The organism is Corynebacterium sp. ACRPH (assembly GCF_022347285.1).
Taxonomy (GTDB): Bacteria; Actinomycetota; Actinomycetes; order Mycobacteriales; family Mycobacteriaceae; genus Corynebacterium.
The window spans coordinates 68,603-92,171 of record NZ_JAKRND010000003.1; the positions used below are offsets into that span (position 1 = coordinate 68,603).

At 63.5% G+C, this 23,569-nt stretch carries 22 protein-coding genes; 14 read left to right on the top strand and 8 right to left on the bottom strand.

Translation table 11 applies throughout. The features are described from left to right. Positions 1-33 precede the first annotated feature (33 nt). The gene (locus tag MHX66_RS02290; RefSeq protein ID WP_239199216.1) at positions 34-1,365 is read right to left on the bottom strand and encodes an O-acetylhomoserine/O-acetylserine sulfhydrylase; all 1,332 of its coding nucleotides are present in this window, start codon (positions 1,363-1,365) and stop codon (positions 34-36) included. 987 nt (positions 1,366-2,352) lie between these two features. Next, on the bottom strand, positions 2,353-4,581 hold the full coding sequence (locus tag MHX66_RS02295; protein WP_239199219.1) for an NADP-dependent isocitrate dehydrogenase: 2,229 nt from the start codon (positions 4,579-4,581) through the stop codon (positions 2,353-2,355). 261 nt (positions 4,582-4,842) lie between these two features. On the opposite strand from MHX66_RS02295, the gene MHX66_RS02300 reads away from it, so the two are divergent. The 13 genes from MHX66_RS02300 (at position 4,843) to MHX66_RS02360 (ending at position 17,729) form a co-directional block, all read left to right on the top strand. Further along, the gene (locus MHX66_RS02300) at positions 4,843-6,087 is read left to right on the top strand and encodes an MFS transporter (protein WP_239199222.1); all 1,245 of its coding nucleotides are present in this window, start codon (positions 4,843-4,845) and stop codon (positions 6,085-6,087) included. Between the two features lie 59 nt (positions 6,088-6,146). Continuing rightward, positions 6,147-7,157, top strand: a complete 1,011-nt coding sequence (locus MHX66_RS02305) for an exodeoxyribonuclease III (RefSeq protein ID WP_239199225.1) — start codon at positions 6,147-6,149, stop codon at positions 7,155-7,157. Next, complete coding sequence (locus tag MHX66_RS02310; protein WP_239199228.1) at positions 7,151-8,008, top strand: trimeric intracellular cation channel family protein; 858 nt, start codon at positions 7,151-7,153, stop codon at positions 8,006-8,008. Before MHX66_RS02305 ends, MHX66_RS02310 begins: the two co-directional genes overlap by 7 nt. An 11-nt stretch (positions 8,009-8,019) precedes the next feature. Beyond that, complete coding sequence (gene trpS / locus MHX66_RS02315; protein ID WP_239199231.1) at positions 8,020-9,051, top strand: tryptophan--tRNA ligase; 1,032 nt, start codon at positions 8,020-8,022, stop codon at positions 9,049-9,051. 115 nt (positions 9,052-9,166) lie between these two features. After that, on the top strand, positions 9,167-10,249 hold the full coding sequence (locus tag MHX66_RS02320) for a YhjD/YihY/BrkB family envelope integrity protein (protein WP_239199234.1): 1,083 nt from the start codon (positions 9,167-9,169) through the stop codon (positions 10,247-10,249). A 47-nt stretch (positions 10,250-10,296) separates the two neighbouring features. Then, positions 10,297-11,616, top strand: coding sequence for an adenosine deaminase (locus tag MHX66_RS02325; RefSeq protein WP_239199236.1), 1,320 nt, complete (start codon positions 10,297-10,299; stop codon positions 11,614-11,616). A 63-nt stretch (positions 11,617-11,679) separates the two neighbouring features. Beyond that, on the top strand, positions 11,680-12,705 hold the full coding sequence (locus tag MHX66_RS02330; RefSeq protein WP_370646251.1) for a sugar ABC transporter substrate-binding protein: 1,026 nt from the start codon (positions 11,680-11,682) through the stop codon (positions 12,703-12,705). Next, complete coding sequence (locus MHX66_RS02335) at positions 12,702-13,697, top strand: ABC transporter permease (RefSeq protein ID WP_035004401.1); 996 nt, start codon at positions 12,702-12,704, stop codon at positions 13,695-13,697. The genes MHX66_RS02330 and MHX66_RS02335 overlap by 4 nt, the downstream gene beginning before the upstream one ends. Then, complete coding sequence (locus tag MHX66_RS02340; RefSeq protein ID WP_239199239.1) at positions 13,698-14,483, top strand: ATP-binding cassette domain-containing protein; 786 nt, start codon at positions 13,698-13,700, stop codon at positions 14,481-14,483. A 49-nt stretch (positions 14,484-14,532) separates the two neighbouring features. After that, positions 14,533-15,333 (top strand): hypothetical protein, encoded by an 801-nt coding sequence (locus tag MHX66_RS02345; protein ID WP_239199242.1) that lies wholly within the window; start codon positions 14,533-14,535, stop codon positions 15,331-15,333. 15 nt (positions 15,334-15,348) lie between these two features. Then, entirely contained in the window at positions 15,349-15,999 is a 651-nt protein-coding gene (locus MHX66_RS02350) for a hypothetical protein (RefSeq protein ID WP_239199245.1), read from the top strand. A 92-nt stretch (positions 16,000-16,091) separates the two neighbouring features. After that, positions 16,092-16,967 carry a hypothetical protein gene (locus tag MHX66_RS02355; protein WP_239199248.1) on the top strand — a complete coding sequence of 292 codons (876 nt, stop codon included), beginning with the start codon at positions 16,092-16,094 and terminating at the stop codon, positions 16,965-16,967. Between the two features lie 96 nt (positions 16,968-17,063). Then, positions 17,064-17,729, top strand: a complete 666-nt coding sequence (locus MHX66_RS02360) for a hypothetical protein (RefSeq protein WP_239199251.1) — start codon at positions 17,064-17,066, stop codon at positions 17,727-17,729. Between the two features lie 3 nt (positions 17,730-17,732). Here MHX66_RS02360 and MHX66_RS02365 read toward each other — a convergent pair whose 3' ends face one another. The 4 genes from MHX66_RS02365 to MHX66_RS02380 are packed head-to-tail and all read right to left on the bottom strand — an operon-like array spanning position 17,733 to position 20,471. Further along, positions 17,733-18,995, bottom strand: coding sequence for a hypothetical protein (locus MHX66_RS02365; protein ID WP_239199254.1), 1,263 nt, complete (start codon positions 18,993-18,995; stop codon positions 17,733-17,735). 40 nt (positions 18,996-19,035) lie between these two features. Next, positions 19,036-19,206 carry a hypothetical protein gene (locus tag MHX66_RS02370; RefSeq protein WP_005291698.1) on the bottom strand — a complete coding sequence of 57 codons (171 nt, stop codon included), beginning with the start codon at positions 19,204-19,206 and terminating at the stop codon, positions 19,036-19,038. Positions 19,207-19,237: 31 nt separating this feature from the next. Continuing rightward, a complete protein-coding gene (locus MHX66_RS02375) occupies positions 19,238-20,158 on the bottom strand; it encodes a C40 family peptidase (protein ID WP_239199257.1) in 921 nt (306 codons plus the stop codon). Position 20,159: 1 nt separating this feature from the next. Further along, a complete protein-coding gene (locus MHX66_RS02380; protein WP_239199260.1) occupies positions 20,160-20,471 on the bottom strand; it encodes a hypothetical protein in 312 nt (103 codons plus the stop codon). 88 nt (positions 20,472-20,559) lie between these two features. Here MHX66_RS02380 and upp point away from each other — a divergent pair, with 88 nt between their 5' ends. Continuing rightward, positions 20,560-21,198, top strand: coding sequence for a uracil phosphoribosyltransferase (gene upp / locus MHX66_RS02385; protein WP_239199263.1), 639 nt, complete (start codon positions 20,560-20,562; stop codon positions 21,196-21,198). Here the strand turns inward: upp and MHX66_RS02390 are convergent. Together MHX66_RS02390 and MHX66_RS02395 are read right to left on the bottom strand one after the other, a co-directional pair. Further along, a complete protein-coding gene (locus MHX66_RS02390) occupies positions 21,169-22,704 on the bottom strand; it encodes a phospho-sugar mutase (RefSeq protein ID WP_239199265.1) in 1,536 nt (511 codons plus the stop codon). The genes upp and MHX66_RS02390 overlap by 30 nt on opposite strands. Then, positions 22,701-23,513 (bottom strand): purine-nucleoside phosphorylase, encoded by an 813-nt coding sequence (locus tag MHX66_RS02395; protein WP_239199268.1) that lies wholly within the window; start codon positions 23,511-23,513, stop codon positions 22,701-22,703. Before MHX66_RS02395 ends, MHX66_RS02390 begins: the two co-directional genes overlap by 4 nt. Between the last annotated feature and the right edge of the window lie 56 nt (positions 23,514-23,569).

Sequence of the window (23,569 nt, forward strand, 5' to 3'; positions counted from 1 at the left end):
GGAATCAGCCTAAAGCCTAGAAACCAACCGGCCTTAAATGGCCGCGAAGCCGCGCTTCAGGTCGTCGATGATGTCGGTGATGTCCTCGATGCCCACAGACAGACGAACCGTAGCGTGGGAGACACCCGCGCGGGCCAGGCCATGCGCATCGGACTGCGAGTGGGTGGTGGTGGCTGGGTGCACCACCAGGGAACGCACATCGCCGACATTCGCCAGGTCAGAGTGCAGCTGTAGAGCATCGATGAAGGCCCAAGCCTTTTCCTTCGCCTCCTCCGAGGTTGGATCGTCGACCTTCAGATCGAAGCTCAAGACAGAGCCGGTGTATTCCAAGCCCAGCTCCTCCTTGACCTTGAACCACGGGGAGGTCGGCAGGCCCGCGTAGTTCACGGTGGCTACCTGCGGCTGCTCGGCCAGGAACTCCGCCACGGCCTTCGCGTTCTCGTTGTGCTTGGCGATGCGCAAGGTCAGGGTATCCAGGCCCTGGGCCACAACCCATGCGTTGAACGGGGAGAGGGTGGCGCCCGTGTCGCGGATAATGCCTGCGCGGAGCTTCATGCCGAAGGCAGCCGGGGCCAGGTCCACGTACTTCAGGCCGTGGTAGGCCGGGTCCGGGTTGACGAAGCCGGGGAAGACCGGCTGGCCGTCGCGCTCGACGGACCAGTCGAAGGAGCCGCCATCGACGATGATGCCGCCCAGTCCCGAGCCGTTGCCCGTGTAGAACTTCGTCAGGGATGCAACCACAATGTCCGCGCCCAACTCCAACGGGCGGACCAGGGCGGCGGTGGCCAGGGTATTGTCTACGATCAGCGGGACCTGGTTTGCGTGGGCGACCTCCGCGACGGCCGGGATGTTCAGTACGTCTGCTTGCGGGTTTGCGAAGGTCTCTGCAAAGAAGGCCTTGGTGTTCGGGCGGACGGCGGCCTGCCAGGACTCCGGGTCGTCGGGGTTTTCCACGAAGGTGGTCTCGATGCCCAGCTTCGGCAGGGTGTGCTGCAACAGGGTCTCGGTGCCGCCGTAGAGGCGCGGGGAGGCGACGATGTGGTCGCCGGTACCGGCCAGGTTGAGGATCGCGGCGGTCTCGGCAGCCATGCCGGAGGCGAAAGCGACTGCGTGTACGCCGCCTTCCAGGGAGTTCAGGCGGTTCTCCAGCGCCTCGACGGTGGGGTTGGTCAGGCGGGAGTAGATGGGGCCCAGGTCTTCCAGGTGGAAGCGCTGCTTGGCGTGCTCTGCGTCGTTGAAGACGTAGCTAGTGGTGAAGTGGATCGGCAGGTTGCGCGCGCCGGTGTCGCCGACGGGCTGGCCCGCGTGGATCTGGCGGGTGGCGAAGCCCCACTGCTCTGCGTTCTCGTTGTTGTACTTCGGCATTGGTGTGGTCCTTTGGGTTTGTTGTTGGTTGGCGCTTTGGTTTGCTGTTTAGCTTTGCTGTGTTACGACGATAGACCCACGTGCGCTAAAAGTAAACCGCTCTGTCTACTTTTTTCTTATTGACGCCATAAAGTCCCAGTTGGGAGAGTATTTGCTGCTTGCGAAAACGCTGTACCGCTTGGTCTAGAACTACTCTGCTTCCGTCTGCTATGTTGCCGCTGAGCTCCGCGGCTTTGCTGCTTTGCTGGTGCATGCGTCTCTCAGACTTGCCGCTCACTCTCCTCTGCAGCTCCGCCGTGCAGCTTTGGTGGCCCTGCTGAGGTGGGGTGCCTCTGCCGGGGTGAAATGTCGGAAAAGTTGCAAAACGTTATTGGTGGTAATATTCATTAGTGTAAATGTGCTGGTCACGGGGCTGCGCGACCGAGCCTCGTTTTTGACCACGAGACGTTTTGCAACTTTTCCGACATTTAAGGCGCTTCGTGCTACCGGTGGCGCCCCTGCCGCCTATGTTCTGCAAGATTTCCGACACCTAAGGCCTCGTTGGTAGGCCAAATGTCGCTAGAACGGGAATGTGTTATCGACGACCGTTTGCAAATATGTAAAACCGCTGGTCAGGAAGTTGGCGCTGAAGCGATGCATTTTTCAGCGGCGGCGTATTCCCGATCTAACGACATTTGGGGCTTCTGGGGTCCGGCTGAGTGGGGCTGGAGGGAGGCGGGTGTGAGGATAGTGGGGATGATGAGGCTAGTGGGCTGGTGAGAATGGCGGGGATGGGTGATGGGGCTGGTGAGCTGGTGGGCAGCTGGCGGGCGCGAGCATAAGAAAACCCCAGCGCCAGTAGTAAAGTGCCAGCGCCGGGGTTATTGCGGGCCGAGAGCCGAGCCGGGCCGAGAACCAGCGGGCTAAAGCCGAGATTCGGCGGGCTCGAGCCGAGAGCCAGCGGGATGGGGCCGCGGCCCAGGGCCCAGAGCCCACCCAGCCCGGCGGCTACTTGTTGGTGTTCAGGCCGTCGATGATCTCATTGAACGTCGAGGACGGGCGCATCACAGCGTTCGTCTTCTCGTCGTTCGGCCAGTAGTAACCGCCCAGGTCCACCTCGTGGCCCTGAATATCCAGCAGCTCCTGGGAGATCTTCTCCTCGTTGGCCTCGAGGGCGTCAGCAACGGGCTTAAAGATCTCCGCCAGCTCAGCATCGCGAGTCTGGTCAGCCAGCTCGCGAGCCCAGAACTTCGCCAAGTAGAAGTGGGAGCCGCGGTTGTCGATCTCGCCGACCTTGCGGGACGGAGACTTCGACTCGTTCAGCACGGACTCGGTGGCGGCGTCCAGAGCATCGCCCAGGATCGGGGTGCGCGGATTGTCGTCCGTCTCCTGCAGCTTGCGCAGAGACTCCGCCAGCGCCAGGAACTCACCCAGGGAATCCCAACGCAGGTGGTTCTCCTCCACCAGCTGGGCCACGTGCTTCGGCGCGGAACCACCCGCACCGGTCTCGAATAGGCCACCGCCGGCGATCAGCGGAACCACGGAAAGCATCTTCGCGGAAGTGCCCAGCTCCATGATCGGGAACAGATCCGTCAGGTAGTCGCGCAGCACGTTGCCGGTGACGGAAATCGTGTCCTCGCCAGCGCGGATGCGGTCGAGGGAGAGCTGCATGGCCTCCTCCGGCGGCAGAATGCGGATGTCCAGACCCTCGGTGTCGTGATCCTTCAGGTAGGTCTCCACCTGCTTCTGCACATTCCGGTCGTGCGCGCGCTCCGGATCCAGCCAGAACACAGCCGGGGCGCCGGTGGCGCGGGCGCGCTTCACGGCCAGCTTCACCCAGTCCTGCAGCGGGATGTCCTTGGCCTGGCACGCACGCCAGATGTCGCCCTCGGCAACCTCGTGCTCCATCAGCACGTCGCCTGCGCCATTCAGCACCTGCACGCGGCCCTCGGACTCGATGCGGAAGGTCTTGTCGTGGGAGCCGTACTCCTCGGCCTTCTGCGCCATCAGGCCAACGTTCGGCACAGTGCCCATCGTGGTCGGGTCGAAGGCGCCGTTCTTGCGGCAGTCGTCGATAACGACCTGGTAGATGCCCGCGTAGGAGGAATCCGGCAGAACTGCCAGCGCATCCTCGGTCTCGTCGTTCTTGTTCCACATCTGGCCGGAGGTGCGGATCATCGCCGGCATGGAAGCATCCACAATCACGTCGGACGGCACGTGCAGGTTAGTGATGCCCTTGTCGGAGTTCACCATCGCCAGGTCCGGGCCGTCGGCCAGGGCCTTGTCGAAGGCCTCGCGGATCTCGGCTGCGTTGTCTACCTTGCCCGCATCCAGTGCGTCCAGGATGGCGCCCAGGCCGTTCTCGCCGTTCAGGCCTGCCGGCAGCAGCTGGTCGCCGTACTGCTCGAACACGTCGTGGAAGTATGCGCGCACCGCGTGGCCGAACATGATCGGGTCGGAGACCTTCATCATCGTGGCCTTCAGGTGTACGGAGAACAGCACGCCCTCCGCCTTCGCGCGAGCCACCTGAGCCCGGAAGAAAGTGCTGAGAGCCTCGGCGCGCATCACCGTGGCGTCAACAATCTCCTTGTCCAGCACTGGTAGCTCTTCCTTCAGCACCTGCGTCTCACCGTTCGGCTTGACCAGCTGGATGCGCAGCGTGTCATCGCCGTCCATAATGACCGACTGCTCGTTGTGGCGGAAGTCGTCGGCCTCCATCGTGGCGACGTTCGTCTTGGAATCCGGCGACCACTTGCCCATGGAGTGCGGGTGCTTGCGGGCGAAGTTCTTCACGGCCTTCGGTGCGCGGCGGTCGGAGTTTCCCTCGCGCAGCACCGGGTTAACGGCGGAGCCCTTCACGGAGTCGTAGCGGGCCTGCGCGTCGCGCTCCTCGTCGGTCTTCGGCTCGGACGGGTAATCCGGCAGGTCGTAGCCCGCCTTCTGCAGCTCCGCGATGGCTGCCTGCAGCTGCGGAATAGACGCAGAAATGTTCGGCAGCTTGATGATGTTCGCATCCGGGGTCTTGGCCAGCTCGCCGAGCTCAGCCAGAGCGTCGTCAACCTTCTGCTCCTCGGGCAGCACGTCGGAGAACGCGGCCAGGATGCGGGCGGCCAGCGAAATATCGCGGGTCTCCACATCCACTCCAGAGGTCGAAGCAAAAGCCTCCACAATCGGCTTCAAAGAATACGTCGCCAAGAGTGGGGCTTCGTCGGTGCGGGTGTAGATGATCTTTGCCATGTGGCGTTCGTCTCCCAGCCTCTAGTTAGTCAGTTGGTCTTTTAGTGGTTTACGATCCAAGAATACGGCAAATAACAAACCTGTGAATGGTACGGGGTTATTGCCCACCGCGTGGCCTGTTCGGTTTTAAAGCTTGAAAATTTTTTTTTTGACGCCTACCCGCCGCGCTTTTGCGACCCACCCGCCGCACTTCCCACAGCCCCGTCAACCTGCCTATCAACCTGCCCTTTTACCCGTCCCAACAACCTATGAAAGCGAGCGATGCCCGTGAGCGAAACGAAACTTACAAAGTTGCCCTCCCGCCGCCCGGTTCCGCGCCAGACGGAGATCTCCACCCGCCACCGTTACATCGCCATGGTGGCGATGGCCCTGGGCGGTTTCGGCATCGGCACCACGGAGTTCGTGGCGATGGGGTTGCTGAACCTCATTGCGGAGGACTTTTCCATCTCGGAGGACCAGGCCGGCCACGTGATTTCCGCTTACGCGCTGGGCGTGGTCGTCGGCGCCCCGCTGATCACCATGCTCACGGGTTCGATCCCGCGCCGGCGCTTGGCGCTGCTGCTGATGGGAGCCTTCGTGATCGGCAACGGCCTGAGTGTTTTCGCGCATTCCTATGGGATCCTGATGCTCTCCCGTTTCATCGCGGGCTTCCCGCACGGCGCGTACTTCTCCGTCACGGCGCTGATCGCCGCGTCCATGGCCCCGAACGGTAAACGCGGTAAGGCCGTGGCGCTGACGGGCATGGGGCTTTCCATCGCGACCGTCATCGGTGTGCCGATCGCGCAGTGGCTGGGCTCCACCTTCGGGTGGAACGCGGCCTTCGCGATGGTCGCGGCCATCGGCGTGGTCACCTTCGTCGCCCTGTGGTTCACCGTGCCGCACATGACGTTGATGCCGCGCACGAAGCCGCTGACGGAGCTCGGCGCGCTGGTGAACTCGCAGGTACTTATGACCCTCGCCATCGGCACCGTCGGCTTCGGCGGCATGTTCGCGGTTTACACCTATATCTCTTGGACGCTCACGGAGAACGCGGGCTTCAACGCCAACCTCATCTGGATTCCCCTGATGGTCTACGGCATCGGCATGGTCATCGGCACGTATATCGGCGGTGTGCTGGCCGACCGGAACTTGGAGTACGCGATCCTCGGCACCCTGCTGTCCCTGATCGTCGTCCTTTCCGCCTTTTACTTCCTGTCCCACAACGCGGTGGCGGGCATCATCAACTTCGGTGTGATCGGCCTGTTGGGCTCCACCCTGGTACCGAACCTGCAGACCCGTTTGATGGATGTTGCGGGCGATGCGCAGACCCTCGCCGCGGCGCTGAACCACTCTGCGTTGAACATGGCCAATGCGGCGGGAGCGGCGGTCGGCGGTGCCGTCATCGCCGCTGGTTATGGTTATTCCACCCCTGCGCTCGCCGGTGCGGCTATGGCCGCCTGTGGCGCGCTGCTGTGGATTCCTGCCTACTATTTGCGACGCCGTCAGCTTGCAGCCGCCCGGGCGTAGGTTCTAAAGCTTTAAGGAAAAGTAAGGGTTAGTAGTCCGGGTTAGTAGGGTAGGGACTCATGAAGTCACTGACTATTGCAACGGTCAACGTCAATGGAATTCGGGCGGCAGCGAAGGTGCGCCATGAGGACAACCGGGGGATCCTGCCGTGGCTGGAGGCCACGCCAGCGGACGTAGTGCTGATGCAGGAGGTGCGCGCGGACGAGAAGCAGACGCGCGCTGCCCTGGAGCCCGTTCTGGACGAGTGGCACCTGGCCCAGGCTCCGGCCGCCGCCAAGGGGCGCGCCGGGGTGGCCATCCTGTCGCGTTTGCCCCTGCGGGACGTGCAGATCGGCTTCGGTGACGGTCCAGGAAGCGAGGAATTTGCCGATTCCGGCCGCTACATCGAGGCCACGGTGGATGCCGGGGACCTGCCGGTGCGCGTGGCCTCCCTGTACCTGCCCAGCGGCTCGGCGGGGACGGAGAAGCAGGACGAGAAGTACCGCTTCCTGGATTCCTTCGGCGAGTACCTGCACAACCGGGCGGCACAGGCCGAGCAGGCTGGACACCCCGAGCTGGTAGTCGGTGGAGACTGGAATATCTGCCACCGCCGCGAGGACCTGAAAAATTGGAAGACCAACCGCAAGAAGTCCGGCTTCCTGCCCGACGAGCGGGCATTCATGGATTCCCTATTAGGCACCTTCCCGGACGATGCCACCCAGGTGGCGGACGCCGAAGATTCCGGCCGCAACGGCAACCCCGCAGGCGTGGCCGGGGACTTCTTCGGGGCAGTGGACTACGCGCCGGGGGATCTTGCCAGCGCCCGCCTGGCCGCCGGCGCGGTGGAAGATCCGCAGTACTTCGACGTGATGCGCCGGGTGCTGCCCGACCAAGCCGGGCCTTACTCCTGGTGGACCTATCGCGGCCAGGCCTTCGATACCGACGCGGGATGGCGCATCGACCTACAGGTGGCCACCCGCGGCATGCTGGAACGCGCGCTGACCGCCAACAATGTGTGGGTGGATAAGGCCGCGGCCTACGACCAGCGCTGGTCCGACCACTCGCCGGTGCTGGTGGAGTACGCATGCTGACCGTCCTCTACGTCCTGGGGCTAACCGCCGAATCAATGACGGCGGCCTTGGCAGCGGGGCGTCAGCGGATGGACATGTTCGGCGTCATGCTCATCGCCTCCGTGACCGCCTTCGGCGGCGGCACGGTGCGCGATCTGCTGTTCGGCCACTACCCGCTGCGCTGGGTGGACGAGCCGATCTTCCTAGCCATCGTGCTGGGCGCCGCGCTGGTGACGGTGCTCGCCAGCTTCTTGATGGATTACTTCCGCACCATCTTCCTGGTGCTCGACGCAGTGGGCCTTTCCACCTTCGCCTTGCTGGGTGCCCAGGTGGCACTGGAGCTGGGCTACCACCCCCTGATCGTCGTCGTATCCTCCGTGGTGACCGGCGTGTTCGGTGGCGTGCTGCGCGATGTTTTGTGCGACCGGGTGCCGCTGGTGTTTAGCGAGGAGCTATACGCCTCCATCGCCATCCTCGTGGCGGTTATGTATATGGGCATGCTGCACTTCAACCTGGACGAGACCATTGGCACCCAGCTGGTCATCGTCATTTGCCTGATCTTCGCCTTCGGCCTTCGCCTCCTGGCGATCTTCTACCGCATTTCCCTGCCAGTCTTCGAGTACCAGGAGCGCGAATACGTCCGCGACCCCGCCGGGCGGCTGACCATGTGGGCGCTCAACAAAGCCGGGGTGCAGCGCCGCGAGATGCGCCGGCGCAGCGTCGGCGCCCCGAAAGCGCCGAAGGACAAATCCGGGCAGAAGAAGCGCAAGAGGAAAAACCGGTTCGAACTGGTCGATCGGGGAGAGTACGAATACGGGGACGAGGGGGCGTCACAAAACCCGCCCGAAGAACCCCGAAACAGCGACGAGTAAGGTTACATAATATGAACCAACCTGCGAAGAAACAGCGCGTCGTCTCCGGCCTGCAGCCGACCAGCGATTCCTACCACCTGGGCAACTACTTGGGAGCAGTCAAGCAGTTTATCCAGTTGCAGGAAGACTACGAGACCTTTTACTTCATCCCTGACCAGCACGCCATCACCGTGCCCGGCTACAGCCCCAAAGACCTGCGCAAGCGCACCCTCGCGGGCGTGGCACAGCTGCTGGCACTTGGCATCGACCCGGAGCGCTCCACCCTGTACGTGCAGTCCCACGTGCCGGAGCATGCGCAGCTGGCATGGGTGCTGATGTGCATCACCGGCGACGGCGAGGCGCGCCGCATGACGCAGTTTAAGGACAAGTCCGCCAAGCAGGGCGGCGACAACACCACCTCCGGCCTGTACGCCTACCCGATGCTCATGGCCGCGGACATTCTGCTGTACCGCCCACACCTGGTGCCGGTCGGCGAAGACCAGCGTCAGCACCTAGAGCTCACCCGCAACCTGGCGGAGCGCTTCAACTCCCGTTACAAGAAGACCTTCGTGGTGCCCGAGGGCTTCATCCCCGAGGGCGCGGCCAAGATCTACGACCTGCAGAACCCGACGGCCAAGATGTCGAAGTCCACGGACAACCCCAAGGGTCTGATTAACCTGCTGGACGACCCGAAGGTCTCGGCCAAGCGCATTCGTTCGGCAGTGACCGACAACGACGGCGAGATCCGCTACGACAAGGAAAACAAGCAGGGCGTATCGAACCTGCTGGTCATCCAGTCCGCGCTGGGGGATAAGAGCATCGACGAATTGGTGGAGGGCTACCAGCAGGCCGGCTCTGGCTACGGCGACCTGAAGAAGGACACGGCCGAGGTACTGGAGTCGTTCTGCACCCCACTGCGCCAGCGCTTCGACGAGTACATGGCCGACCCCGCCGAGCTGAACCGCATCCTCGCCGGTGGTGCGGAGCGCGCCCGCGAGATCGCTTCGAAGACCATCGAACAGGTCTACGAGCGCGTGGGCTTCCTGGCGGAAGTAAAGCAGTAGCGAAGCAATAACGCGGAACAACTATCGCGAAACAGTAAAGCACGGCAGCCCCCGCCGTGCTTTACTAATGTGAAGAACTTTCAAGACGAGACGACCGGAAGGAAGGGCCGTCCCCTTGGCGACCACCGATCCTGATAAGAGCAAGCTGGATAACTACGGCGTGGAGCGATCCCGCAAGGACGATCCAGGTCCGCTGGATAAGTACCGCGACAAGTGGCCGTGGCTGGACCACGTGCTGCGGATGCAGGATCGGTACTCCGAGCAGGGCGGTAACCAGTTCGCCGCCGGCATCACCTACTTCTCGGTGATGACGATCTTCCCGCTGATGATGCTGACCCTGGCCGTGCTGGCCATGGTCCTGGCGGGCAACGAGCGGCTGCTGAACGACGTCATGGACAGGGTCGCCAACATGGGCGACGGCAGCATGGGAGATGTGCTGCAGACCATCATCGAGCAGTCCATCGAACAGAGGAAGTCCGTGTTCTCCATCGGTCTGCTGCTGGCCCTGTGGACCGGACTGGGCTGGATCGCCCACCTGCGCCTGGGCGTTTCCGCGATGTGGAAGGTCGACGGCACGCCTTCTGGTTTCGTCTCCGGTAAGGTCAAGGACCTGATTGGCCTGGTTGGCCTGCTGGTCTCCCTGATCGCCGCCTTCGCCATTACCACCATCGGCAACTCCGGCCTGACCACCCAGCTGCTGGGTGCGGTTGGCCTGGACCACGTGCCGGGCATCCGCTACATCACCTTCGGTGTGGCTCTGCTGGTAGCGCTGATCGCCAACTTCTGCGTGTTCTTCTGGATGATCCTCTACTTGCCACGCACCAAGGTGCCCCGTAGGTCCGCAGTGAAGGCCGCCGTCATCGGCGCGATCCTGTTCGAGATCTTCAAGCAGTTCGCCACCATCTTCTTCTCCAACGCGCTATCCAACCCCGCTGGTGCCGCCTTCGGTCCGGTGATCGGTGTGATGGTGCTGATGTACTTCATTTGGCGCATCCTGCTGTACTGCTCCGCGTGGGCTGCGACTACGCCGGAATCCCTGGCTAACCTGCGCCCGGATGCGCCGCCGGCCGCCGTTATTCGCGTGCGCCAGGAGGTGCGTGCGGGTAGCACCGACGCCAACCGTGCCGGCCTGCTTGGCATCGGCGCGGCCGCGGGCGTGGTCGTTGGCGGATTGGTCACCAAGATCTTCAAGCGCTAGCGGCCAGCTGCGAGCGTGGGACGCGGATGCAGCTAGGATCTTTAGACATGATTGACTCTGACATCATCGCGTCCCTTCCCAAAGTAGAGCTCCACGACCACCTCGACGGTGGCGTCCGTCCCGCCACCCTGGTCGAGCTTGCCGAGAAGATCGGCTACGAGCTGCCCACCACCGACCCGGTAGAGCTGGAGAAGTGGTTCTACGAGGCGGCGAACTCCGGCGACCTGCCGACCTACCTCACTACCTTCGATCACACCACCGCCGTCATGCAGACCGCCGAGGGGCTGGTGCGCATTACCCGCGAGGCCGTCGAGGATCTGGCCGCCGACAACGTCTGCTACGCCGAGCTGCGCTATGCCCCGGAGCAGCACCAGGCCGATGGCCTTTCCCTGCAGCAGGTCGTCGAAGCCACCGTGCAGGGTGTGAAGGAGGGCGAGCGCCTGGTCGCCGAGCGCAGCGGGCGCATCCACGTGCGCCTGATCCTGTGCGCCATGCGCCACGCGGACCGCTCCGAGGAGATCGCTCAGCTCACGGTGGACAACTACGGTGAGCACACCCCGGGCGAAGGTTACGTGGTGGGCTTCGACATCGCCGGCGCCGAGGATGGCTTCCCGCCGTCAAAGCACGCCGCCGCGTTCGACCTGTTGCGTAAGAACCTCGTTCCTTTCACCATTCACGCTGGTGAGGCCGCCGGTGTGGACTCTCTTCGTGACGCCCTAGCGCAGGGCGCCCGACGCATCGGCCACGGCGTGCGTGTGTACGAGGACTTTAATGCCACCATGAGCGGTATCGAGCTGGGTCCGGTCGCCCGCTTCATGCGCGACCAGCGCATTGCCCTGGAGATCTGCCCGACCTCTAATACGCAGACGGGTATCTGCGACGACGTGGCGGAACATCCGTTTGGCCTGCTGTACGAGATGGGCTTCTTTTGCACCGTGAACACGGATAACCGCCTGGTTTCCGGCACCACGATGTCCCGCGAGTTCGAGCTGCTGGCCGAGCACTGCGACCTGGAGCTGTGGCAGCTGCTGGAGCTTACGAGCAACGCACTGCAGGTGGCGTACTGCGACGAGGGGCTGCGCGAGGACCTCGAGCGCAACGTGATCTATCCGGCCTACGCCGAGGTCGGCAACAGCCTGCCAGATGAGGCCCTGGACGCAGGCGACGCGGAGGGCACCGAGTTTTCCAACGGCATGCAGCGCCTGCATGGCCACGGCCAGCCGCACGGCGCGGGTGTTGCAGCGGGCGCGGGCCAGCAGGATATTGAGCTTTCTATGGAGAACCTCAAGGCCGAGCTGGAGGAGCTGGGCCTCAGTCTGGACGATGACGAAAGCGACGGCGAAGCGGGCGGCCAAACCTCCAGCTAGACGCATCTGAATGCTTTAAGTTAGCCCGCTTAGGGTTGGGTTTTGCCCCTGTGAACTGGCAAAATGCTCTGTATGGCGAATTCTTGGGGAATTAAGTTCAACCTCCGCCGCGCAGTGGCGATGCTGGTGGTTATGTGCACTGGCGCGGCGCTTGCCGCGTGCTCGGAGACCGGTGGTCGACCGCGCGGTAGTGCGTCCGGCGACGGCGGCGGGGGAGTGGATACGCCGCGCTACACCGTGGCGATGGTGAGCCACGGCGCGCCGGGCGATACCTTCTGGGACCTCGTCCGCGCAGGCGCGGAGGATGCCGCCAAGAAGAACAACCTGGAGCTCCGCTACAGCTCCTCCCCGCAGGCACCTGACCAGGCGAACCTGGTGCAGAATGCCATCGATTCCAACGTCGACGGCCTGGCCCTGACCATGCCCACCCCGGAGGCTCTGGGGCCGGTGGCGAAGCGCGCGGCGAAGGCTGACATCCCCGTGGTGGGGCTGAACTCCGGCATGGAGCACTACAAGAAGTACGACGTCAGCGCTTTCTTCGGCCAGGACGAGTCCGTCGCCGGCGAGCGCGCCGGCGAGCGCCTGTCGAAGGACGGCGTCAAGAAGGTGCTGTGCGTCATTCACGAGCAGGGCAACCCCAGCCAGGAGTCCCGGTGCGCGGGCATCAAGAAGGGCCTCGGCGGCGGTTCTGTGGAGAACCTCTACGTCAACGGCATGGATCTGACCAGCGTGCAGTCCACAGTGCAGGCCAAGCTGGCGCAGCAGAAGGATATCGACTGGGTCATGGGTCTGGTCGCCCCCGTCGCGCTGACGGCCGTGCAGGCCAAGGAGCAGGCCGGTTCCAAGGCGAAGATCTCCACCTTCGACACCAACGCGGAGCTCGTCGCCGCGATCAAGAAGGGCACCATCGAGTGGGCTGTGGACCAGCAGCCCTACCTGCAGGGCTACATGGCCATCGACGCGCTCTGGCTGGCCAAGCGCAACGGCTCCACCGTGGGTGGCGGCCAGCCAGTCCTCACCGGCCCGTCGTTCGTTGACAAAACCAACGTGGACACTATCGCGGACGCGGCCAAGGAAGGATTGCGATGAAAGCGATGAGTATCCTTAAGCGTCCCGAGTTCACCTCGGTTCTCGGCGCGGTCCTGATCTTTACACTGTTCATGATCGTCGCGCCGTCGTTCCGCTCCCTCGATGCGTTCTCCACGGTGCTGTACGCCAGCTCCACGATGGGCATCATCTCCCTGGCCGTCGGCTTGCTGATGATCGGCGACGAGTTCGACCTCTCCTCCGGCGTGGCCGTCACCACCGCCGCCCTGGCCGCCACAATGCTGAACTACAACTTCTGGCTGAACTCCTGGGTGGGCGTATTCCTCTCCCTGCTGATCGCCCTGGCCATCGGCGCCTTCAACGGAATGATGGTGATGCGCACGGGCATTCCGTCGTTCCTCATCACCCTGGCCGCGTTCCTGATGCTGCAGGGCATCAACCTGGCTGTTACGAAGCTGGTCACCGGCCAGGTCGCCACCCCGTCGATCGCCGACATGGAGGGCTTCGAATCCGCCAAGGCCGTCTTCGCCTCCTCGATCAACATCTTCGGCGTGGAGGTCAAGACCATCGTCTTCTGGTGGCTCCTCTTCGTGGCCCTGGCCAGCGTGCTGCTGTTCAAGACGCGCTTCGGCAACTGGATCTTCGCCGTCGGCGGTGATGCCGAGGCCGCCCGTGCTACCGGTGTGCCCGTCCGCCGAGTGAAGGTGATCCTGTTCATGTTCGTCGGCTTCGCCGCCTGGTTCGTGGGCATGCACAACCTCTTCGCCTTCGATTCCATCCAGGCCGGCCAGGGTGTGGGCAACGAGTTTCTCTATATCATCGCCGCGGTCATCGGCGGCTGTGCCCTCACGGGTGGGCGCGGCACCGCCATCGGCACGGCCATCGGTGCGCTGATCTTTGGCATGACGAACCAGGGCATCGTCTACGCAGGTTGGAACCCGGATTGGTTCAAGTTCTTCCTGGGGGCCATGCTGCTGTTTGCGGTGCTCACCAACAACTCTGTCTCCAAGTTCACTTCGGGAGGTCGCAGCTAAATGTCTTCGTCTATTGACGCCACCCCGATTATCAGCCTCCGCAATGTGGACAAGGACTATGGCGATGTCCACGTGCTGAAGGACATTGACCTGGATATCTATCCGGGCAAGGTGACCTGCATCCTGGGTGACAACGGTGCGGGCAAGTCCACCCTGATCAAGATCCTCGCCGGCCGGCACAAGCACACCAGTGGCGAAGTGCTGGTCGACGGCGAGGAGGTCCACTTCAACGGCCCGAAGGATGCCCTGGATAAGGGCATCGCCACCGTCTACCAGGATTTGGCCGTGGTCGGACAGATGTCCGTGTGGCGCAATTTCTTCTTGGGTCAAGAGCTCACCGGGCGCTTCGGCTTGCTGCGTGCCGATGAGATGCGCCGCATCGCGGCCGAGGAGTTGGAGAAGATGGGAGTGCACCTGGACGATGTCGAGGTGCCCATCGCCAACCTTTCCGGTGGCCAGAGGCAGGTCGTGGCCATTGCGCGGGCTGTGTACTTCGGTGCGCGAGTGATCATTCTGGACGAGCCAACCGCAGCGTTGGGCGTCAAACAATCCGGCATGGTGCTGCGCTTCATCAAGTCCGCCGCCGAAGGTGGGGTAGGTGTGGTGCTGATTACCCACAACCCCCACCATGCGCATCTGGTGGGCAGCCATTTTGTGCTGCTGAACATGGGCGAGCAGACCCTGGACGCGGACTACTCTGAGGTCACTCTGGAGCAGTTGACGCTGGAGATGGCCGGCGGGGGCGAATTGGATTCTCTCAACCACGAGCTGCGGGATTTAAGTTGAGCTAAATGCCTGTATAACGACATTTTAAGGATGGGAGCTGACCGAAGCCGTGGCGCATTACAACCTGTACGAGTCGCTTGGGATTGACCGGGGCACAAGTACTCAGGACATCGCAGAGGATATCGATAAGCGCCTGAGCACGGGTAACACCTCCAACCCGGGAGGGGAGGACGAGCTGCAGGTGGCGCGTCAGGTGATTGCGGATCCGACGAAGCGCGGCATGTACGATGCCCGCCTGGACGATCCGAATGCCCCCGAGATCGACATTGCCGCGCTGCGTGACCTGGGTGAGATGCAGGTGCCGGCGCAGGGGCAGCAGCCACAACAAGCGCAGCAACCACAGCAGCCCAAGCAGCCGTCCAAGCTGAAGCGCGAGTTCGCCCGTTCCTCGAAGCTGGCGCTGACCGTGGCGGCTATTGTCCCCCTCCTGGCAGTCCTGGTTCTGTTCGGTGCCTACAAGGGTGTGAGCTGGTTCTTCGGCGACGAGCGCGAGGTAAAAAACCTTTCCCAGGAGTTTCTGGATCTGCGCAAGAAGGGCGAGACCCAGATGTGGATGGACGATCACGTCGGCAAGGAATTCATGTCCGACGCCTCGGATTACTTCGACCTGGACGACGGCGGATACGAGGGCATGAATAAGGAGTTTGACGCCCTCGCTCTCCAGCCCAGAGAAGTCACCAAGAGCAACGATTTCGCCCGGTTTGTCCTGACTGAGGAGAGCGTTGACCGCTACGAGGACTTCTACCTCGTCTCCGTGGAGGACAACAACGGCAAGTTGAAGGGCCTACTGTTCTTCGGCGTGGGCAATAGCGGCCCGAAGCTGTTGAACATGAATATTCTCGACCGCTAAGGGTCGGAACATCGCATGAGTAATAACAACTGGAATAACTGGAACCCCAACTATCCTGCGCAGCAGGCCCCGCAGCCGCAGCAGAATAAGACCTCTCCCTGGGTGTATTCCATCGTCGCAATCTCCGTGGTGGCGCTGCTGGTCGCCGGCGTGCTGACGGCCACGGCAGTTATGGGGAAGGACGGCGGTGACGGTGAGGAATCGCCGGTAGCGACGGAGACGGTGGCGTCCAAAAAGAGCAGCGAGAGCCCCGCCAAGACCACCGAGCGTGAAAAGACTAGCGAAGCGGAGCCAACCTCGGAGGAGCCGCGAGGCAGTGGATCTTCCAGTCCAGAATATAGGTTGAGCAGCTATGGCTGGGAGGGCAGCCCCGCGCACTGCAATGCTGACGACCAGTGGCTGTACGCAGCCTATGGCGACGGCGATTATGTCGTGGTGTGCAAGGTCGGGGAGCACGGCGACTATTACTACCGAAGCTATGTCGGTGGCCACTCGATCGAGAAGGACGTGGACATGTCCTACGCAGACCCGAGCCGCGGCAGCTACAGTGTGCCGGTCGGGGGTGGAACGCGCATCGAGATCAATCAGAAGGACCTAAAGGTCTACGAACACGGCGAGGTGGCCAGCAACGTGACGTTCGACCAATTCTTCGTTGTTGATCGATAATGCCATTCCGGTCGCTTAATCAGTAGCAAGCTGTAATAATTAGGCGAATCCTAGATAGGAATTATTCGCAGAAAAGATTGAGAGCATTCGCCATGAGCAACCAGAATCCTTATGGTCAGCCGGGACCGAACCCAGGTGGCCAGAATCCGTACTCGCAGCAGCCTAACCAGCCGCAGCCGCAACAGCAGAACCAGTTTGGCCAGCCGGGTCAGCCTGGCCAGCCAAACCAGCCGGGTCAGCCGGGGCAGGCCGGTCAGGCAATGAAGCAGGGGCTGCAGTCGCTGGCGTGGAACCAGCTGGCTGCAGGCGTGGCTGGCATCGCAGCGCTGCTGGTGCTGTTCTTCAGCTTCTTCAAGTGGGTCGGTTTAACAACCACTCTCGGTGAGGATAAGTACACCGCTGGCGTGAATGGCTGGGGCGTGCTTTCGGTGAGCGACAATGCCGATAAGCAGGATTTCGCCGAGGATTTCGGTAACACCGGCCTGGGCGTGCTCTTTATGCTCTTGACCTTGGGCCTGCTGATCGCCGCGGCCGTGATGCTGTGGCTGAAGATCCAGCCGCGCGTGGCCGTCTACCTCGGCATCGCCGGTGGCGCGGTGCATCTGATTTGGGCGATCTGGACGATCGTTGATTTCAACGGCCCCTACAAGGAGGCAAAGGACGAGCTGGAGGCAGCTCAGTCCGCCAGCAGTAATTACGGGTTCGCATCTGGCATCACCTTGGACGGCGGCCCGAAGTTCGCGGTCTTCCTGGCAATCATCATCGCCCTGACGATCATCGCGCTCGGCGTGCTGGCGATCGTGAAGTTCGGCCCGCAGCTGAATGTTCCGGGGAACAACCAGCCGAACCAGTTCGGCCAGCCGGGTAACCCGCAGGGCCAGTTCGGCCAGCCACAGAACCAGCCGAATCAGCAGGGTCAGTTCGGCCAGCCAGGTAACCAGAACCCGTTTAACCAGCCGGGGCAGTAAGGACCTTTTTCTACATCGCAAGAGAGCTCGTCATGGTAAGTCCAGACGAGCTCTTTTGTTAGTAGCTGCCCGTGAATGACCGGAAGTGATTGATCCATGAACAATCCCAATCCCTACGGCGCGATGGGTGGAAACCCTCAGTTTGGATACGGATACCGTCCGCAACCAAACCCGTCGTATGGCTCCCGTCCCAGCACATGGATGCTGCTCGTCTCCGGCGGCGCCACAGCTTTAGCCTTGCTTATGTTCACTGCGAGCTTTCTCGAATGGACGGAGCTGACGTTTAATTACGATGAAGGGATTATGAGGCTAAATGTGAACGGCTGGGGCAGGGTGGTCGTCACAGGCGCTCCGGAGGGTGCTGACGTTGTTGATTCGAAGTTCAGCAGTGCCGGAGTCGGCGTACCAGCCAATGTCGCAGCCCTGTCGCTACTGATTGTGGGTGCCGTCATGTTGTGGCAGGCGGTGAAGCCGCGTGTGGCCTCTTCCATGTTTATCGGCGCGGGTCTGGTGGGTCTAGGCTGGGCGATCTGGTCGATCATGAAGATCCAGCGAGCATTGAAGGCCATGGAGAGGGAAGAGGGTGCTCGACTGCGGGAAGAAGGCCTGGTTTTCGAGGAGGTCTTCCAAGGGAGTGCAGAAATCGGCGTTTATTTTGCAATCGCCCTTTCGTTGGCGGCCGTCTCTCTTGGTGTATTTGCGCTTTTCAAATACAACAGCCAGGCGAAGATGCCCTGGGGCTGGCCAGGGCCAGCCATCTAATTTCTAGAAGCGCGTGAAGCGCTTAATCAGGCCATCTTCCAGGGCCTTCCAGCCCTTCGCCTCCTCGTCGAAGGGGGCGGACGGCTGTGCGTCCGACGGGGAGCCCAGCATGTAGGCCAGGTAGTTCTGCAGCTTCGGGTAGCTCAGCAGGATCTTGTTCACGCCGTCGTCGCCCGCCCAGTCCGCGGCGTCCGCCAGCAGCTCGTAGGCGCGCCCCAGCTGGTCGGTATCCACGGCATCGAGGGATTCCGAAATGTCGTCGTGCAGGCCAGCGAAGGAGTACTGGTTCGAGTCGTGCACCGTGACCTCCAGCTCACCGGCGTTGGCGGCGCTGACCAGGTCGCCCCAAGTATCCAGCTCTTCGAGGTCGTGATCGTGGGCGTCAATAATCCAGCGCACGAGGGCACGAGAGTTCGGGAAGGTGTTGATCTCCCCGTGGCGGCCGAGGAAGCGCGGCTTGTCGCCGACGTAGCAGCGCAAGGTGTAGACGTACTGGCCGTTCAGGCTGATGCGGATCGGATCGATGCCGGCGTCAGCCCAGATGGTCTTGTCATAAGGATCGACGTCCTTGCCCTCGGTGGCTTTGGCCGCAGCCGCCGCCTCGGCCTCCTTTTCTTTTTGACGCTTCTCGCGGGCCTCCTGGGCTTCGTCGATGCGCTTCTGTGCGTCCTTCACCTTCGCTTCGTCGACCTCTGGCTCGGTCAGGTGCACCTCGACGTCATCGAGCATGCCCTTCCACCGATCCAGCACGGTGCGGCCAACGCCCGACCACTCTTCCAGGCCGTTCTGCGACTGGTAGTGGTCTGGGCCGCGGCGCACGTTATCCAGGATGGAATAGGAGTGGAACCAATTGTTCACGCTCTTTAGCCCCAGCACGTTGCCCATGGAACGCAGCAGATCGAAACCGCGGGCGACCGCGGAGGTGGATTCATAGCCCGGGCGCTGGGCCAGCTTGCGAGGCACCTCGATCAGGCTGATCTTTCCGGTGCGGGTGGGCACCACGTTGGTGACCAAGTCGGATTTGAACTGCGCCCACTTGGGGTGCTCGGCCAGCTCGTTGCGGCCGCCGTCCTCGAGGAAAGCCAGGAGCTTGGCGGGGGAGTCGAAGACGAAAAGATCGTCGTCATCGCCCAGGAACCCCTGCCAGCGCTCACCCTTGACCAGCCAGTTCGGGGCCCACAGGGTGTACCAGGTGCCGCTGGTGATCTCTAACTCCACGGCGACGATGCCGTTGCCGAATGTCCTCAAGCCATTTTCTGCTGCCATGGCTAGGCATTCTACTAGGTCGGTCTGGTTACGTCGGTGTTTAGTCCTGCGTCTGGTCGGCCCGCCGGTTGCGCAGCTCCGCCGTGAGCACCGCGGGTACGGTTTCCGGCATTTCGCCCAGGAACTGCGCGGCCAGATACTCGCGCGGCGGGGGAGTGCTCACGATGCGCGCCAACCCGCTGCCGTGGGATCGTCCGTTGATGAGTGGCATGTTTTCTCCTCTAAGTCCTTTGCCTATTTACCTACGCCGCCGTCGGCCGGTAGAAGCCCTTGAACGGCATTCCGATATTGTCTTGCCTGATGGGGCTGATCTGCACCGGATCGCCGGCCTCGATCATGTTCCCGCCGTCGACGATCATCGCCACGTGCCCGTCCCACACGGCCAGGTCGCCCGCCTGCACTTCCGCGCGCGGAATCTGCGGCCCGACCGCCTGCGCGCTCGCCGTGCGCGGCAGATCCACCCCGGCCTGCTGGTAGGCCCACTGCACCAGCCCACTGCAGTCCAGCCCCTTGCCCGGCACCGTCCCGCCCCACTGATACGGAGTTCCCAGGGCCGTCTTCGCCGCGGCTACCGCCTTGTGTGCCTGGCCCGTCGGTGCGCCCGGCGCGCTGTTGCTATCTGGTGACGCCGGCACCGCAACCTCTGCCGTATCCGGATTCCGGGCGGGCAACCGCTCGGGAATCTGCTCCTTCTTCACCTGCTGCACGTCCAAGGCCAACCCGCGTAGCTCCTCCTCTAGAGTGTGCACGCGATCTTCCGCCCGCCCGAAGTGTCGCAACACTACCGGCATCGCCGCGCCGAGGCCATTAACCAAGCCCAGCGGGCCGGCCATGCCGCTGGTAGCCACCGCCTGGCCGACTTCGCGCACGCAGTCGTCGAAGATGACGCTCAAATCCCCGATTGCCCGCTCTACGGCCTGGGCTGCCTGCCCCGCCAACTTGTCCAGTGCACCGCCTGCACCTAAGGCCTGGGAAACGACCTTGGCCACCGAGTCCAGGGAACCGTGGACGTTATCGCCCGCCCGTCCCTGCAGGGCGGAGGCCGCCAGATCCCCCAGATCCTGCAGGCCCCTTACCCCAGAGACGCTGGCGCTGAGGCCCGGACTAAAGGGCGAGGGGATCGCCGCGGCCAGTGGGGCCACGAGGCTCGCTATGTCTAGCACCTCAGACCTCCCTCAACCCGCTGAAGGCGTGGGAGTATTCGCCCTCGTGTCCGTCTAGTCCGCGGTGAACGCTCCCCAGCGCAAACGTGGCGTCATTAAAGTAGCTTTCCGCATCCCGCAACAACCCATCGTGGGCGTCCCGCGCCGTCGACAGCGCCCGCAAAAAATCCTTAAGCGCCGGCGGCGCCACCATGCCCACGGCGCCGTGCAGTGGCGCGACCTTTCCCTGCAGCGCGGTACTCACATCCTGCGTGCGCCCCTTTAGCCGCTCCACCAGTTCCGAATCGGCCGTTAACGCATCCCCTGAAAGCATGAAACCCTCCCCAAAAACACTCTGCAGCTTCTTTAGACTCCGCCTCGGCGCAAAAGGTTCAATTGCGGATCAACTAGAGTGGGGAACCATGGAAATTCAGGTGGTTAATCATCCGCTCGTCGCCTCCCGGCTCAGCATCATGCGCGACAAGAACAGCGACAACGCACAGTTCCGCGCCGCTTTGTCCGACCTGGGGGCCATGCTGATCTACGAGGCCTCGGCGGACCTGGCGGTCGAACACTTCGAGCTCGAAACCCCCGTCGCCACCACCACGGGCACGCGGCTGGAAAAGCCCCCGATCATCGTGCCCGTCATCCGCGCAGGCCTGGGCATGATCGATCCGGCGCTGTCCATGGTCCCCGACGCACAAGTCGGCTTCATCGGCATGGCCCGCGACGAAACCACCCACGAGCCCGTGCCCTACCTGGAGGCACTGCCGGACGACCTCAGCGACCAGCCGGTGTTCCTGGTCGACCCGATGCTGGCCACCGGCGGCTCGCTGCTGCACGCCATCCGCCTGCTGGAGGATCGCGGCGCCAACGACATCACCTGCGTGTGCATGGTCTCCGCCCAGCCGGGTGTAGATGCGCTGGTGGAGGCCAACGTAAGCGTGCACCGGCTCTTCACGGCCACCATCGACCCCAGCCTGAACGAGGAGGCGTACATCGTCCCCGGCCTGGGCGATGCCGGCGACCGCCTATACGGCCCCCGAAACATCGACCTTTAGGCGCTCCAGCAGCGCCTCCACAGCCTGCGCATCCGCCCCTGGCTCCGCGCTGACCTCCAGGTAGAACTTCGCCTTCGGCTCGGTGCCGGACGCGCGGGCGACCACGCGCAGTCCCATGTCCCCGGAAGTGCCCACCAGTCGCACGCCGTCGGTGCGGTTGCCCGCGGAATCCTCGATCGGCCCGGCCTGCATGGCCGCACCCGCGAGCTCAGCCGGAGGGTTATCCGCCCAGCGCGCGATCAGCTCCTGCGCTTCTGCCGCACTGTCGAAACGGGCGCTGACCTGCGCGGTCCTGAACACCCCATAGGTGGCCTCGATGTCATCCAGTTCGGCGGCCAGATCCGTCTCGGCCGCCCACGCCGCCGCGATCAGTGCTGTCGCAATGCCATCCTTATCCGCCACAATGTGCGGCGCGGGCGCGGTGCCGATCGCCTCCTCGTAGGCAAAGGCCAGCTCGCCGGGCCGCCCGTCGGCAGCGCGCGCCAGGTTCTTAAACCCAGTCAGCGTCTCCACGTAGTTCCAACCCTCGGCGCGCGCCATGCGCCCCAGCAGCTGCGAACTGACCACCGTTGTCGCCACTACAGGCTTGTTCTTTGTGGACGCCCCCACGCCCGCCAGCACCCGGCGCGCCAGCAAGGGGCCGGCCTCGTCCCCGCGCAGCATGTGGTATTCGCCATCCGCGCGCTTCAACCCCAGCATGCAGCGGTCCGCATCCGGGTCCAGCGCGATCAGCAGGTCCGCGTCGATGGCGCGGGCTTCCTCCAGCAGCGCGTCGGTGGCACCCGGCTCCTCCGGATTGGGGAAGTCCACCGTCGGGAAGGTCGGATCCGGCCAGCGCTGCGAGGCCACCGCGTGCACGTTGCCGAAGCCGTTCTCGCGCAAGGCCCACTCCAGGGCGTTGCCGCCCACGCCGTGCATGGGGGTGTAGAGGATCTTCAGCTTCCGCCGCGGCGCCAGCTCCGCCTGGCGGCCGGTGGCCACCAGGGTGCCCAGCTCGGTGACGTAGCCGGAGACCACGGACAGGTCTACAGACTTCGCCTCGGAACGGGGGATCTTCGCCGCGTCAGTTGGCTGGGAGGCAATGTGCTCCTCGATCTGCCGGTCGGCGGGGGAGACCAGCTGTGCTCCGCCGTCCAGGTACAGCTTGTAGCCGTTGTCCTGCGCCGGATTGTGCGAGGCGGTGATCTGCACGCCCACGTCCATGCGCCGGGAGCGCACCAGCCACGCCAACACCGGGGTGGGGGAGGGTTCCGCGATGAGGGTCACGTCGAAGCCTGCGCCGGCGAAGGTTTCCGCCGTCGCGCGAGCTAGGGCGTGGGAGGCGTAGCGGGCGTCATATCCCACAGCCGCACGAAAAACCCCGTCGGCGCGCAAGGGGCGCTTCCGTTCCTTGAGCCACGCAGCCACGCCGGCCGTGGCGCGGGTGGCGGTGCCGACGTTCATCTCGTCTGGCCCGGGACCGATCTTGGCGCGCAGGCCGGCGGTGCCGAATTTCAACTGGCTCATAGGTTGTTCACCAGCTCGCCGAGCAGCTTGCCCATGTCGTTGGCGGCTTCCTTGCCCGCCTGCAGAACCTCCTCATGGTTCAGAGCCTCGCCGGTAACCCCCGCCGCCAGGTTCGTGACCAGCGAGATTCCCAGCACATCCAGGTCCGCCTCGCGCGCGGCGATCGTCTCGTAGACCGTGGACATGCCCACCAGGCCCGCGCCCAGGGTGCGCAGCATGTGGATCTCCGCCGGAGTTTCGTACTGCGGCCCGGGCATCATTGCGTACACGGCCTCGCGCATGCCGGGGCGCAGCTTCTGCACCTTGGCGCGCAGCTCGGGGCTGTAGGCATCCACCAGGTTCACGAAGTTCGCGCCCGTCAGGGGTGTCTTGGCGGTGAAGTTAATGTGATCGGCGATCAGCACCGGCTCGCCGACAGTCATGCCCTCGGTCAGGCCACCCGCGGCGTTGGTCAGCACGATTGTCTGCACGCCCGCGGCCGCGGCGGTGCGGACCGCATGGGCGGTGCGCCACAGCTCGTGGCCCTCGTAGGCGTGGGTGCGGCCCAGCAGCACCAGCACGTTGCGGCCGCCGATGCGGGCGCTGCGCACCGTGCCGCCGTGGCCCTGCGCGGTGGGAGCCAGGAAGCCCGGCAGCTCCGACATCGGGAACTCCTGCAGGTCTTCCGCGCCTTCGCAGAGCACGTCGGCGGCGGGGCGCCACCCCGAGCCGAGCACCACGGCACAGTCGTAGGAATCGAGGCCCGTGCGCTCCTTCAGCGCCGCCGCGGCCTCTGCGGCCAATTCATAGGGATTTGGGGAAGCAGTCATGCCAACCAAGAATACCGCAGGCGCTAGACTAGACAGGTCAGTAAAAGTGAGAGGGA